This is a genomic window from uncultured Polaribacter sp. (assembly GCF_947503855.1).
Classification (GTDB): domain Bacteria; phylum Bacteroidota; class Bacteroidia; order Flavobacteriales; family Flavobacteriaceae; genus Polaribacter.
Genome location: NZ_CANNFF010000014.1, coordinates 1 through 15,967 on the forward strand (window position 1 = coordinate 1; position 15,967 = coordinate 15,967).

General features: G+C 32.2%; 9 protein-coding genes. 2 read left to right on the forward strand and 7 right to left on the reverse strand.

Annotated elements, in window-relative coordinates; genetic code table 11:
- Positions 1-167: 167 nt before the first annotated feature.
- Entirely contained in the window at positions 168-2,336 is a 2,169-nt protein-coding gene (locus tag Q0662_RS11380) for a beta-xylosidase (RefSeq protein WP_298949857.1), read from the reverse strand.
- Between the two features lie 167 nt (positions 2,337-2,503).
- Between Q0662_RS11380 and Q0662_RS11385 the strand changes: the two genes are divergently transcribed.
- Both Q0662_RS11385 and Q0662_RS11390 read left to right on the forward strand, forming a co-directional pair.
- Positions 2,504-3,739: a hypothetical protein gene (locus Q0662_RS11385; protein ID WP_298949860.1), complete on the forward strand. Its 1,236-nt coding sequence runs from the start codon at positions 2,504-2,506 to the stop codon at positions 3,737-3,739.
- Positions 3,740-3,757: 18 nt separating this feature from the next.
- The gene (locus tag Q0662_RS11390) at positions 3,758-5,338 is read left to right on the forward strand and encodes a ThuA domain-containing protein (protein WP_298949863.1); all 1,581 of its coding nucleotides are present in this window, start codon (positions 3,758-3,760) and stop codon (positions 5,336-5,338) included.
- 94 nt (positions 5,339-5,432) lie between these two features.
- Here the strand turns inward: Q0662_RS11390 and Q0662_RS11395 are convergent, their stop codons facing one another.
- The 6 genes from Q0662_RS11395 to Q0662_RS11420 form a co-directional block, all read right to left on the reverse strand.
- Positions 5,433-6,569 carry a glycoside hydrolase family 88 protein gene (locus Q0662_RS11395; RefSeq protein WP_298949866.1) on the reverse strand — a complete coding sequence of 379 codons (1,137 nt, stop codon included), beginning with the start codon at positions 6,567-6,569 and terminating at the stop codon, positions 5,433-5,435.
- 7 nt (positions 6,570-6,576) lie between these two features.
- Positions 6,577-8,847: a glycoside hydrolase family 3 N-terminal domain-containing protein gene (locus tag Q0662_RS11400; protein WP_298949868.1), complete on the reverse strand. Its 2,271-nt coding sequence runs from the start codon at positions 8,845-8,847 to the stop codon at positions 6,577-6,579.
- A 10-nt stretch (positions 8,848-8,857) separates the two neighbouring features.
- Positions 8,858-10,180 carry a family 43 glycosylhydrolase gene (locus Q0662_RS11405; protein ID WP_298949871.1) on the reverse strand — a complete coding sequence of 441 codons (1,323 nt, stop codon included), beginning with the start codon at positions 10,178-10,180 and terminating at the stop codon, positions 8,858-8,860.
- 183 nt (positions 10,181-10,363) lie between these two features.
- Positions 10,364-13,315, reverse strand: coding sequence for a glycoside hydrolase family 2 protein (locus Q0662_RS11410; protein ID WP_298949873.1), 2,952 nt, complete (start codon positions 13,313-13,315; stop codon positions 10,364-10,366).
- Between the two features lie 254 nt (positions 13,316-13,569).
- Positions 13,570-13,749: a hypothetical protein gene (locus Q0662_RS11415; protein ID WP_298949876.1), complete on the reverse strand. Its 180-nt coding sequence runs from the start codon at positions 13,747-13,749 to the stop codon at positions 13,570-13,572.
- A 27-nt stretch (positions 13,750-13,776) separates the two neighbouring features.
- Positions 13,777-15,942, reverse strand: a complete 2,166-nt coding sequence (locus Q0662_RS11420; RefSeq protein WP_298949878.1) for a T9SS type A sorting domain-containing protein — start codon at positions 15,940-15,942, stop codon at positions 13,777-13,779.
- Positions 15,943-15,967: the final 25 nt, after the last annotated feature.

Genomic DNA, 15,967 nt, shown 5'->3' on the forward strand with positions numbered 1-15,967 from the left:
TTTGTGGTTAAATCAATTTACTGATTTTCAGTAATATGAACAACTTTTTTTTCTTAAATCATAATGCACAACGGGTTTTATTTATTAATTTGTATCCTGAGGTATCCTGACAAAAAAACCTCATATTACATGAATATGAGGTTTATAAAATCTTTTTAAAAAGTTAATTATTTAACAGTTAAGGTTGCTTTTTGCAAATCACTTTCTTGTGATGAAGCCCCAACAGAAATTGTAAACGTTCCTGGTTCTACAACTTTTTTCATATCTTGATTCAACACATTAAGTTCATCAAAACCTAAAGTAAACGTTACGGTTTTAGTTTCTCCTGGTTTTAGCGAAATACGTTCAAAACCTTTCAACATTTTATTGTAACGTCCAACTGAAGCATAATCATCTCTTACATACATTTGCACAACTTCATCACCAGCTCTTTTTCCTGTATTGGTAACATCTACAGAAACTGTTGTACTTTCATCAGTATTAATTATTGCATCTTTAAAAGTTGGTTTACTGTATGTAAATGTTGTGTAACTTAATCCATATCCGAAAGGAAATAATGGAGATTTATCTGCATCTCTAAATTGTCCTTTTCCAGATCCAATAAAATCTGGACGTTGTAAATAGGTTACAGGAACTTGGCCTACAGATCTTGGGAAAGAAACTGTTAATTTTCCTCCTGGATTTACATCTCCAAAAATAGCATCTGCAATAGCATCTCCAGAACGCATACCTAAATACCACGTTTCTAAAATTGATGGAATATTTTCTGCAACGTAATTTATTGACAATGGTCTACCATTAATTAAAACCGCAACAACAGGTTTGCCTGTTTTATGTATTGCTTTTACCAATTGTTTCTGCACACCATATAAATCTAAATCAGCTCTATCTGCACCTTCACCACCAGTTCTTCTAGAACCTCCAATTACCAAAATAACTGCATCAGATTTTTTGGCAGCTGCAATTGCTTTTGGAAAACCTGCTTTAGAATTGCTTAATAAATCGCAACCTTTTGCATAATTGATTTTTACTTTATCGCCAACTTTAGCTTTTATTCCATCTAAAGCAGAAACATAAAATGGAGGCAAACCAGAATAACCACCTAATAAAGAATAGGTTCCTTTTTTAGGTCTGTTTTCATGTGCATTTGGCCCAATTACAGCTAACGATTTAATTTTTGATAAATCTAAAGGCAATACATTATTATCATTTTTTAACAAAATGATTGCTTTTTTTGCCATTTCATAAGAAAAATCTTGATGTTCTTTTCTTCCGGCATTTACAGTTTTCTTGTCAATCTTTTTTGGTTCTGCATCAAATAAACCCAATTGGTATTTTGCTTTTAAAATACGAGATGTTGCTTTGTCAATGTATTTCTCTAATTTAGGATTCTTAGTTATGGTATCTTTTAATACTTTGGTATTATATGCTGCAAGCTTCTCATTCTTTCCAATTACTAAGTCCATATCTACACCTGCTTTTAAGCCTAAAATAGCTGACTCAGTTCTGGTTTCAGCAATAAAGTGCATGGTTCCTAATCGAGCAATATCATTATTATCAGAAACAATAAAACCATCAAAACCTAGCTCATCTCTTAAAATATCTTTTAATAACCAAGTGTTCATGTGGTTTGGAACTCCATTATAATCTTGATGCCCTGGCATAACAGCACCTACTTTTGCTTCTTTAATAGCAGCCTCAAAAGGTGGTAAATAAACTTCTCGTAAACGACGTTCTGACATATCACTAAAACCTCCATTGATACCTCTTCTGTTTTCAGGATAACCAATAAAATGCTTTGCAGTAGCAATCACATGGTTTTCATCAAATCGTTCATCACCCATTCCTTGTAAACCTTGTATAAATGCAACTCCCATTCTAGACACCAAATAAGGGTCTTCTCCATAAGATTCTTCTACTCTACCATATCTTGGATCACCAGAAATAACATCTAAATTAGGCGAATACGTATGTGTTACCCCTAAAGCTCTTGCTTCTAAAGCAGTTTGGGATGCCATTTTTTTAACTAATTCAGGTTGCCAAGTAGAAGCTGCAGCAATGGCTTGAGGATACACAGTTGTATTACCATAATAATCTAGTACTAGCCAAACTCCATGAAGCGCTTCTGCATACTTCATATATGGAATTCCTAATCTTTTATTTGCAGGAGCATCCTGCGTCATTTCTGCAATTTTTTCTTCTAAAGTCATTTGACTTAATAAGTCTTGAACTTTAGCTTCAATTTCTGCATCTTTTTTAGATATGTTGTCTTCTTTTTGCTGACAACTAATCGAGATAAATAATGTTAAGATTGATACAAATAGTATTTTTTTCATAAAACTATGTTTTGGTTTTAAAGGTTGATAAATTTATTTACATTGATTCTTAAAAGCATCCTGTACTCACCTTTTTTTTAAAGTTTTTTAGGAATAATTTCAGGATAGCACAGGGCACTACATTAAAACAAAGCTTGTACTTTTATAAGAATTAATTTTTTTATAAAATGAAACATTCTCTAGTGAAACTTGTTGCTTGTGCTATTCTTTTTAGTTTAAACCTAAATGCCCAAAATAAAAAACCTATTAAAGCTTTAATAGATAGCAATGTTGTTTTTCAAGAAAAAGACGGAATGGTTGCTGTAGAAGCTGAATATTACTACCAACAAACAGCATCAAATATTAGACAGTGGTATAGGACTTCTAAAAACGAACAAGTAAATGTTGGTAGAGATGAAGATGGTAAACATATTTATGACGCTAGTAATAATGCTTACTTAGAAATATTACCTGACGAAAGAGTTACACATTCAGATAAATTGGTTCGTGGCACAAACTTTTCTAATAAACCTGGTGAAGTAGGTGTTTTAAATTACCAAATAAAATTTAATACTGCTGGTAGGTATTATGTTTGGGTTAGAGCTTTTAGCACTGGTTCTGAAGATAATGGTTTGCATGTTGGTTTAAATAATGAATGGCCAGAAAACGGAAGAAGAATACAATGGTGCAAAGGAAAAAACGAATGGACATGGTCTAACAGCCAACGAACTAAAGAAATACATTGTGGTATACCTCATCAAATATATTTAGATATTAATAAAGCTGGTGTACATAGGATTACATTTAGTATGCGAGAAGATGGCTTTGAATTTGATAAATTTCTACTGACAAAAGATATTAATTATACACCTATTGGAAAGGATCAAAAAGTAGTTTTAGCCAAAGGTAAATTACCTAAAGCTTTTCCTGAAGTAAAATATTCTTATTTTAAAACCATAGCAAAGTCTTCAAAAGAAAATAAGTCAATTGCTGCTCAAGACTTCTCAATTAAAAATACCAACTTTTACAAGCATGGTAAAAATTGGTTGGCTGTGCATCCTGAAAAACACAAAGAAGCAACTACCCGTACTTCTTTTAATTTTGAGTCTGGCAACTATGATATTGTATTTGTAGGCGTAGGAGAAAACGATGGACACTCAACTTTTACTTTATTTATTAACGATACAAAAATTGGTTCTTATCAACCTGAAATTACCAAAAGACTTTTTGTGGAAGGTAAACCTTACAATAAAACCTGGGAAAACATTACCCTAAAAAAGGGAGACAAAATAACGGTAACCGCAAAAGTTGGTACAGATGGTAATGAATATACAAGAGCTAGATGGGCTGGCATTGTCTTTACATCCGTTGGTAAAGGAAAAAGTATTCAAAATGCACCATCATCTTATACAGCAGGAAATTAAACACAATAAAACACATCTATGAAATTTTTAAAACACATTTTTACAGTATTTCTTTTCCTATTTTCAACAGTTTTTATTGCTCAAGAGAATCTTTTAGATGTTTTAGTATTTTCTAAAACAGGATCTTTTAGACATAAATCTATCCCAAAAGGAAAAGATTTTTTAGCTAAAATGGCTTCAACTAATAATTGGAAAATTACTTTTTCTGAAAACTCTGAGGATTTTACAACCAAAAATCTTGCTAATTATGATGTGCTAGTATTTTTAAACACAACTGGAGATTTGTTTTCTGATGCTCAAAAAAATGCTTTAAAAAACTATTTTGCTAGAGGAAAAGGTTTTGTAGGCATTCATGCAGCTTCTGACACAGAAATGGAATGGAATTGGTTTACAGAAATGATTGGTGCTACTTTTAAAAACCACCCAAAAGTACAACCTGCAACAGTTTATGTTAATAAAGATACCAATCACCCAGCTGTAACTGGTTTTAAAGAAACAGAAGTTTTTAAAGACGAATGGTATAATTTTAAAAAACCCGTAGGCAAACATGTTTCTGTTTTAGCTACTGTTGATGAAAAATCGTACAAAGGAAAACAAATGAATACCGACAATCATCCTATAAGTTGGAGTCATATTTATGATGGTGGACGTGTATTTTATACAGTTTTAGGACACACTATTTCCATTTATGATGATGTACGTTTTTACAAGCATATTGAAGGTGGTATTCTTTGGGCTGCTCAACTAAAAAAAGAAGCAGTTATCTCAAAAAAATGGACGAAGTTATTTGGTAAAAACCCTTCTAAATATTGGGACACTTTTATTGGTGCACCTCATAAAACTGTAAAAGGATTAGAAAATGTTGATCCAAAAAGTGATGGCAAAAATGCAAAACCATTAGGCTTAAATAACGATCCTAAAAATGTATTTACTTTTAAAACAATCAATGATGAAAAAGTATTACATATTTCTGGAGAAATATATGGTGCTTTAACCACTAAAAAAGAATACGAAAATTATCATTTAAAGCTTCAATTTAAATGGGGAGAAAAAGTTTGGGAACCAAGATTAAAAAGAAAGCGTGATAATGGAATTTTATACCATTGTATTGGACCTTACACTAAATTTTGGAACGTTTGGATGCAGTCTCAAGAATTTCAAGTTCAAGAAACTGATATGGGCGATTATTACAGTTTAGCAGGAACTCAAATTGAGATTCCATCCATAAAAAAAGACGGCGAAAAAGAATTTGATTACACCCACAAAGCTAAATTAAATACATTTTCTAGTATTGAAAGAAAATTTCCTGCGCACGTTAACAAAGGTTTCGACAATGAAAAACCTCATGGAGAATGGAATACCCTAGAACTAATTTCTTACGAAGGTACTAGTTTGCATATTGTAAATGGGAAGGTTGTTATGGCTTTATTCAACTCTAAATATAAAAATTTAGATGGTAAAATTCTTCCACTTACAAAAGGCAGAATTCAACTACAATCAGAGGCTGCAGAAGCGTTTTATAAAGATGTTAAAATAAAATCGATTACTAAAATTCCAGCAAAATATAGGAAATATACTTCCAGGTATTTGAAAAAATAAACTATTAGTAATCAAATAAAACGTATTGTTTAGATCAAAAAAAATCGAGGAAAAATTCCTCGATTTTTTTGTTTACATTAAATATGTAAATCTATTATTTCAATTTTAAAACTTCACTACCCGCTAATAAATAAGCTCCTGTACCAAAGTTTTGCCAGCTATCTGCAGATGCTGGTTCTGGAAAAGCACCAATATTTTGTACCCAACCAACTCTACCATCTTCATGTTGGCAAGCCGCTAAACCTTTCCATGCTTTTTTAACTGCTGGAGTGTGTTTTTTATCTAACAAACCATTGTTAATTCCCCATGCTAAAGCAAAAGTGTAAAAACCACTTCCACTAACTTCTCCATGATTGTAAGACTCTGGACTTAATAAACTTGTTCTCCATAAACCATCTTCTGGCTGAATCTTTAAAATTTTAGATGCCATTTCTTTGTAAAGATTTACATAGAAATCTCTGTGTTCATAGTCTTTAGGCATATCATCTAAAAGTAATGCTAAACCACCAAGTACCCAACCATTTCCTCTAGACCAAAATACTTTTTTACCATTTAGCTCTTTTCTGTCTGAATCTTTTCCTTGCCAAACAAAACGCATATCTCTAGCAAATAAGTTTTCTTCTTTGTCATACAATCTATTGTACGCTTCCATATAATATTTATGCATCGCTTCTAAATACTTTGGCTGTTTGGTATGTTTTGCATATAAATTAACTACTGGAGGTGCCATAAATAAAGCATCACACCACCACCATAAAATGGTTTTTGCTTCCTTACTTTTATCCTTACCAGATTTCCAATTATTGTCTTCAAATAAATGCGTGTCTAAGAACTTCTTTGTTGGTTCTAAATCTGCAAAATTTCTTCTTTTTTCATTTCTAGCCACATATAAATAACTGTAAGAAATTGCAACATCATCTGCATGATGCAATCTTTTATAAGTCTGCCACTTATTCCAATATGCTTGGTTTTTTAGTGCAGCCATATACATCATGTTCTTTGTAGTTTTATGTGCTCTTGCCACACCTGTATAATACGCTCCTGCTGTCCAATCTGTAGGTGCAATTGCAAAAATAGGATGTGCCTCTTGCCACTCTAAAGCTTTAATCATTGATTTTTGAATTGCTTCGTTATCTAAATCAATTGATTTTTGAGCTACCGTATTTTGTGATACTGAACAACTAAAAAGTGTTAGTACAACAACTAATAATGATAAGATTGATTTGTTCATTTTAAATCTATTTTTTTAATTTAAATTTTGCTTCTAAATATTCTTTTGATGAAGTTCCTATTTTTACGGTATAATCTCCAGCTTCTAATACTTTTTTCATAGTTATACCTGTAAATTCTAACATTTTAGGTGTAATTGTAAAAGATATTGTTTTACTTTCTCCTGCAGCAAATTCAATTTTTTGAAAACCTTTTAATTCTTTATCTGGTCTTGTTACTGAACCTATTTCATCTTTAAGATACATTTGTATTACTTCTTTAGCTTTTACTTTACTATTGTTAGTAACTGTTACACTTGCAGTAATTTCTGTATCTGGTGTAATTTCTGTACTTGATAATTTAATATCTGAATATTCAAATTTCCCATAACTTAATCCATGTCCAAAAGGATAAATTGGTCCCTTGTCTAAGAATAAGTATTCTTTTTTGTAGTTGATTTCTTTCATACTATAATGATAAGGTAACTGACCAATTGATCTTGGAATGGTAACTGGAGATTTACCTGAAGGAGACACATCACCAAAAATAATTTTAGCGGTAGAATGATCTCCAAATTCACTTAAATCCCAAGTATCTAAAACTGCATCTGCTTCTTTTGCAATAGTGTTTATAGATAATGTTCTTCTGTGTTTTAACACTACAATTACTTTTTTACCTAAAGCTGTAATTTTTTCTACCAATTCATCTTGTGCCCCAACAGGTTCTATAGTTGCTCTATCTCCTAAAGTACTATTGCTAAAATACGCTTCTTTCGCCGTAAATTCATCACCTCCTAAAAACAATACAACTACATCAGAACGTTTAGCTATGTTTACCAATTTAGTTATCGCTTTTGAATCTCTATCTAACAATTTTGGAGCTCCTCCTTTTTCATTGGTTAAGTTGAATCCTTTTTCTGCGGTGAATTTTACATTGCTATTCCCAACAGCAGACTCAAACATTTCTTTAGTATTCTCTTTTAATAAAGGCCCTAACAATGCAACTCTTGTTGATTTATTTTTATTTAAAGGTAACGTGTTTTCTTCGTTCTTTAACAAAATAATAGACTCTAAATCAGACTCTTTTGCCAATTCTAAAGAAGATGCTGCACGCACTCCTTTTTTAGTTTCTTCTAAATCTATGTAAGGATTGTCAAACAAACCTAAGATAAATTTTGTTCTTAAAACACGTCTTACAGACCTGTCAATTAACTTCATTAATTCAGGATTTTTTTCTACCATTTTTGGTAAATAAGCATACGAATCTTCTGCATATAAATCGATATCTATACCTGCCTCTAAGCCCATTTGAGCAGCAGCTTCTGGTGTTTCTGCAACACCCATAAAGTAAAATAAACGTGCAATGTCATTAGAATCTGAAACTACATAGCCTTCAAAACCCCAATCGTCTCTTAAAACACCTGTTAATAATTCTTTGTTACCATGAGAAGCAACTCCGTTTAAATCTCCATGAGAAGCCATAATCCCTAAAGTTTTTGCTTCTTTTACAGCCGCTTCAAAAGGTGGATAAATTTCATCTATTAATGTTCTTTCAGAAATTTCTATGGCTGCAAAGTTAGAACCACCTAAAACCTGACCATAACCAGCAAAGTGCTTTGCAACAGCTCCAATATGTGTTCCTGCACCTAAACCTTTGTAATCTCCTTGTACACCAATAATGGCATTTTTAACCATTTGAGTTGTTAAATAGGTATCTTCTCCAAAGGCTTCACTCATTCTACCAAAACGAGGATCTCTAACTACATCTGCTTCTGGAGAATGGCACATGTGCATACCTCTTAAACGCGCTTCTCTTCCTACAACATCCCATTGTCTTTGTACTAATTCAGGATTAAATGATGCTGCAGAGGTCATTGGACGACCAAATAATGTACAACCTTCTGCATCTACACCATTGTAAGATTCAGTTACAAACAAAGCAGGAATGCCCCATCTGTTGTTTTCGATGATGTATTTCTGCAATTCATTATTCATTTTAGCAGCAGCTACAGGATCTATATGTTCTCCTGGGTTTTTAATACCTGCAATACCTAATTTTAATTTTTTAATAACTCTTTTTGACAAAACTAAATTTCCATCTTTATCTGGTTTTGCTCCAATATTAGCATGAAAAATTCTCATTTGTGCTACTTTTTCTTCTGTAGACATTAGCGGAAGTAATGCTTCTACTCTTTCATCTATAGATAAAGATTTGTCTTTGTAGTCTTTTTTTGAAGTTGAAGATTCTCCACAAGCTTGCAAAAGAATAGCTGTAATAAATAAAACTAGTAATTTTCTCATTGGTTTTTTATTATTTAGAAAATGAAAATGAATCGATTTGTAATTGATTATTTGTGAATTGATTTATTAAAAAAAATATGTTTTCTTTATATTTTAGAGTTTCCAAATTTATGGTAATTTCTTGTGTTTTTATTGAATTTGGTGGCAAATCAAACACCTTATTCGCTATAGTTTGTCCTTTTAGCGAATTTTTAACAATTTCAATAGCAAATTTACCCCCGTTTTTTGAGGCAACGTTAATCTTAAGTTTAGATTTGTCTGTTAAGTTTTTGATATTTGGAAAATAGAGAAAACTTTTATTGGCTATTGTTTCTACAAAAAAATTATTTTTACCCTCTTTTTTTTGAAAACCTTCTGCTTTAAAATACTCTTCTGCTTCTATCTTTTTATTTGCATTGTAATTTCCTACACCAACACCATCAACTCTTATCGTAGCCATTTCACCATTTTCTTTGTAATGAATATAACTAATAAAGGTATCTCTAAAGTAGCGGTTTCCTGTTTGGCTAATATCACAATACGTATAATACCATTGGTTGTTCCATTCAAAAAAAGAACCATGTCTACCTTGTAAAAAACCATTTGGCCACGTAGGAGCATCATACCCTTTTGCAAAACTTTCTTGTTTTATAACAGTATCTTTATAATCATAAGGTCCGTACAAATTATCGGAAATTGCATAAAAACATCCCCAAGACAAATAATATGTATCCTTGTATTTGTGCACAAAAGGTTTGTCGTCTGTGGGTTTTTCTAAATTTTTACCATCTTGATTGTAAGGACCTCTTGGGTTATTTATGATAACTTTTCTTGGCTTTTCTGATAAACTAATCATGTCATAATTCAGTTTTGCAATATAATAGTCCCAAACTCCGAAAATAATATAGTGTTCACCATTCTCTTCGAAAATAGCCATATCATATTCATCTGTTGGTGTTAATTCTGAAGTTAATAGTGGTTTTCCTAAAGGATCTTTCCATGGACCAACAGGCGTATCTCCAACCACAACACCTGTTTGTTGATTTCCTTCAGAAAAATACCAGTAATATTTTCCGTTTTTATAAGCTACATCTGTTGCCCAACATCTGGTAAAATCTTTACCTATATATGTGTCTTTTGGATTTAAAACGCTTCTTTTTGTCCAATTTACTAAATCTGGTGAAGACCAAACCCACCAATCTTCCATAATAAACTTTTTGTTCTTAATAGATTTATCATGAGAAGCATACACATAAGCAGTATCGTTAAAAATATGAATATGAGGATCATTTAATCCTTTATTTGGCACAATTGGGTTTTGAGCAAAAGAATTCAAAAAACAGAATAATGACATAAAAATCAACACTTTAAAATGTATTTCATTACTCATAAACAGGCTATCTAAAGATATTTTATATTGTATAAATTGAATTAATAAAATTAAATTTTAAAATGAAAAAAGGTATCCTGTACTATAATGGTATTTATACTACAAGAAACCTTTACTTTTTCTTTTTCAAAAAACTTTACTATATCTCTATTTTTTCAATGTTTTTCCAATAACAAAATACATTCTACTTTCTTCAGGTACATCACCATCGCTATTTCCTGCCATAATGATACTTTCTCCTTTTTTAGCTACTCTTTTAAAGAGCGACATTTTAACGCCACCTAAATTAACATCATCTCCTGTATCTATATAATCTTTAGTTAAAAATACGGGTCTTTCTACTCTATCATCATGCCCAACATAAATAATCATGTCTTTACCTGCAATAAATTGCAACTGGTCTCTTGCCCAATATTTTCCATCAGAATTTGGAACTCTAATATATTCTGAACCTACCAAATATCTAGGAATTACAGTATAGTTATGCTCCATATCTGTATAGGCTTTTTTACCCCAATGTACATTTTTTCTTAGTGCAGCTTTTCCATTTCCTGTATAACTGAACTTGGTAAACAAGTCACTTTTGTTTACTCTTGCAGGATTATAAGGTTCCGTTTTTGGTGAATGAATTGGTAAGGGTTCTTCTATATTTGAAGCTATGTTATACACTTGAGGAAGTAATGTAGACATTCCGTTTTCTATGGCTACAGGTTGTGAGGTTATGGTAATTGTATCCGACTTTAAACCATCATCAGTGGTAGCTGTAATGGTTACATCACCAGCTTGTAACATAGATTTAATAGCTACACGATTGATACCTGCTTCTGCATCTAAAAATAAATTGTTTGTGGTATTTGCTTTTCCACTATTGTAACCACCTCTCCAAATTCCTGGTCCTGATATTGTAAAATCTACTTTATTTCTTCCTAAAGGATGTCTGTTTCCATCTTTATCTACAATTTCAAAATCAACTAAAGCAATATCTGAACCATTAGCCAACCAACCTTTTGGACCAACAGTAGACGTTAATTTTATGGCAACTGGCTCTCCAACGGTTTTTTTAGTTTGAGTTACCAACAATTTGTCATTTAAATACCCTTCAACTTTAATTTCTCCTTCTTGGAATACAACATTAGGGAATTTATATAAATACCCATTGTCTGCTTTTTCATCTGTTCCAATTAATTTGTTATTAATATATAGTTTTACTTTTGTACAGTTAGAAACTACATACATGGTTTTTTTAGTTCCTTTTTCGTAATTCCAATGTCCAATTACGTGAATTTGAGCTTCTGGTCTCCACATTGCTTTTGTAGCGTAAAAAGCTTCTTTTTTTAATCTGACAGCATCTACCTCGCCACTTGCTCTGGTAACTTCTGTTGGATTTCTTCCTCCATGAGGTCCATCAGAAAAAACCCAATTGGCACCACCACTATGATAGGATTTTTTACCCATCTTGTCCCACCAATCTTCTACTTGACGCACTGCAAACACTTCTGAACCAATTTTATACACATTTCTAGAGATATTTGGGTGAGTCCAAAAATTATCATCTGGTGTAAATTTATCCCAAACACGTCTTGAACCTTCGTCTCTTAAATATTCACTTTCAATTAACGGCAAATGAGCATATTCTCTTTGCCAACCTTCTGTACCAATTTCGATAGAAATATAGGGTTCTGAGTCTTCTTTTACATCTGCTCTTCTGTTCCCCATCAATCGTTTTCCATGAGGATCATAAGTTTTTATGATGTCTAAAATTTCTTTATAATGTGCCTCAGTTTCTGCCCAGTTACCACCTTCCCAAATAAAAATAGATGGATGATTTCTGTAATACACAATCATATCTCTAAAAGCAGCAATTCTAATATCCCAAGTTTCTCCTTCATCTTGAGACTCTCCACTAACCCCAGGCATTAAGGTTACAAAACCATATTTATCTCCCATCGCAATTTCTGCTGGAGAACCTGCACAATGCCCCCATCGTATAAAATTACCACCAGCTTCGTCCATTAAACGATACGTAAATTCTTTTAACCAATCTGGTTGTGCTGCTCCTAAACCTGCCCAACCTGCAGTAGGTTTTTGCCCCCAACCATGAAGTTTTGCATATTCTCCATTGTTATGAAAACCTGTGTCTTTATCAAACTTAAAAGTTCTTATTCCTAAAGGAGTGGTATAGCTATCTAACTCTTTTTTACCTTCTTTTAAAGTGGTTACCACTTGATACATATATGGTTTACGTGTGTACCATAAGTTCGGTTTTTTGACTTTATTTTTTGTTGAAAACGTAAAAGTTTCTCCTGCTTTTAAAGTTTGCGTTTTTTTAGTACAACTTACCTCTTTACCTTCTGTATCAATAATTTTAGCTTCGAAAGTAATTTTTTTCTCTTCTGATGATTCATTTACAGTTTCTGCTGAAATGTGTACATCTGCTCTCTTTTTTGATATGTTTTCTGCATGAACATAAGTACCCACAGTTTTTAAATTATCGTATAAAGGCAATGTAATATGAACAGGGTTCATTACATGTAAAAAAACATTTCTATAAATTCCACCATGGTTTGGGTGCCAATGCTCATGATGCCAAACTAGAGGGAAGTTTTCTCTAAAATGTTCTCCTCTATCGTTGTTTACTTTTACTGCGATAATATTTTCTTGACCATCGAACTTTAAATGTTTAGAAATATCATATCCAAAAGGAATAAAACCAGTTTTATTGGTTCCTAAATATGTACCATTGATATACACATCTGCAATTTGACGAACCGACTCAAATTCGATATAAATCTTTTTACCTGCATCTGACTTTGGCAGTTTAAAATGTTTTCTATACCAAACTGTTCCTCTAAACTGATTTTTTTCTCCAATATGTTTTCCAATACTTAAATCATCAAACGTATCTGTATCGTTAAACGTATGAGGCGTGCTTATTGTAAACCAACTTGAATCATCATAATTTACCAATTGTGCGTCAGTTGGATTTGCTTTGATAAATTTCCAATCTGGATTAAAGTTGTATTTTGTTCTACTTTGTTGCGCATTTAGTTGCAACATAAAACATATAAATGCAACTACAATTGTTAATTTTTTAATCATTTTTATTATTGAATTTTAAAAAGTTCTTTTGCTTTTTTAGCATTGAATTTATTAACGTTATATAGAATGATACAGTCTCCGGTATATTGTTTTGACCTATTTGATTTTATTTTCTTTTTTTGTTTGTAGCTAAACTTATAACTAACAAATCTAAAGACAGAAAACTAAAAATATATCCTGTAGTGTTATGTTAAAACAAAAAACACCAACTTTGAAAAGTTGGTGTTTTTTTTAAAAAATTTTAAGACTTATTATTAAAACCCTGTTCCAGGTGCTTCTGGACTTGAAGCTTGTGCTTTTTGTGGATTTAAAATCATATACGTACCTAATGCAGTTAATGCTGCATATTTACCGTAATTACCTATCTTTTTAATAGCTTCTTTACGTGTAATGTCTTCTATGTTTTCTTGTGTATTTTTTATATTTTTATTCATAATGTGCTATATTTATAAGGTTGATGATTATTCTAAAACAATTTTTTTGTTTAATTTACCAGCTTCAGTTTCTAATTGAACAACATAAACCCCTGAAGATAATTTTGGTAAAGAAATTTCTTTAACACCATTGGCATTGAAATTAGAACTCATTACTTTTTTTCCTAAAACATTATAGATTTTTACACTCGTTTTTCCTTGAGATAAACCAACAATTTTTAACGTTGAAGCATTCGATTTATAAATACTCACACTATTTAACAGTTCTTTATCTGTACTTAAAACAGATTTAGCTGAAGTATGCAAGTAAAAACGACCTTCTGTAGAAGTTTCTGAAACTGGAGTAGTGTATTCTGCATTTGCTTCATCTAACCTTGTAAACGTATTGTTTAATCTATCTTCTAAATATACTTTATAACCTGTTGGTACATTTAAAGTTTTTGCAGAAAATGTAATTTCTGAATTTGCTGATACGCTTAACCCAACAGGTATTACCATACTGTCATAATCTAAATTGGGTATAGACTGAATGGCCAATTTCTTATTTACATCTCCTGATAATTGCTTGGTGTATACTTCAAACGCACTGCTATATCCTCCGAATACGGAACTGTCGTAACCATTATCAAAAGAGCTCGTTGTGTTCTCTAAATAGTTGATCGAAGTACTTGTTCTTCTTCCTTGACTTTCAATAGATAAATCTATAGAAAATCTATTATTAGAAGTTTTTAAGAACGAGTCACTATTAGAAATATGGGTCTGCATTGCTTCTGTAAAACTAAATGTTGTTGACCCTGCATTTGTTTTTACAAAGAATCCTTGAAGAGGGCTAATATGATATGCACCACTAGATTGATTCTTGGTAATCCATGCTTCATTGTCTGAATCCCAAAGCCACAAGGTAGCTTCTGATAGTATGCTACTGTTTTCAGTTAATACATTATTGGTAGCGTCTGCTGTAGCGCTATTTCCATATAAATAGGCTGGGTAAGGGTTCCCTACCAAGTTAAATCCTGCATTGGCTAAAGAAACAGGAACATCTGCTGAGTGTAAATCTCCTTGAAAAACTACATCGTGCTTTGTGTCTGTTGTAATCGCTGTATTTTCATCTGACTTCGTAGCCCATCCGATTCCACTACCCCAAGTAGGTCCCGTGCCATAACCATCAACAACATATGTATATTTAGATCCAGATGCAGCAGTATTGTCATAAGAACCAAAAGCATGTTTTGTACCTACCTTAACTGTAAAGTTTCTTGAATCATCAAGAGTTTTAAATTGTTTTGAATTACTTAAACCTGATGAAACTAAAGTCCACTTGTCTTGTGACAGTCTTTTGACAATGGTCGTTTTCTTACCAGTAGTATAGGTACCTCCAAAGGTAACGGTAGAAAAATTTCCATTTTGAGCATACAAAATCATCCCATCATTAGATCTAGATAAAGTGATATCTTCTTCTACTGTTAGCGTATTGTTTTGGCGTAAAATCAATTGTCCTGAGCCAGTAGCCTCGATTGATTTTGCAGCCGCTGCTCCCATATTCGAAGGTATTGTTACAACATGTCCATTGAGTACAACTTCATACTCTGCTGTAGGAGTTATACTAGGAACAGTTGCTACTGCACCAGACACAGTCCATGTATCAGGATTATTCCAGTCCCCATTACCAGTTGATGTCATAGTAGGACTTGGAGGTGTTTCTGATATTATATAATTATCTATATTAAAACCTTTAGGGTCTTTTGCTCTTAATTCTATATCATACGTTCCTGCATCCAAAGCGATATTTGAAATTGTTACAGTTCCATAAGCTGCAGTAGTAGCAGTACCATCAGGTGATGCATTCTTTTTTAATTCATGTGTAAATTTAAGAACTCCATTAGCACGAAATTCTAAAGTATTATCGTGTTCAGACCCTGAAGAACCACTCTTATAATATGTTAACTTAAAATCATAGTTAGTAGTAGTAGGAATCGTTACACTATTCGTAATCGTATTATCTGTACTTGAACTTTTACGAACATTTATTAACACATTGTCAGTACCACCATTTTCAGAACCTAGTACAGCCGTCGTTCCAGGAGTTCCACCTGCTACTATTCCATTCTCTGCCTCAACTGTAATTTGACTATAAATTGCAGAACAACTTACAAGCAGCGCTATAAATAATAATTTGTGTAAAATTTTCTTCATAATTGTTATTTGATTTTTAATTAAT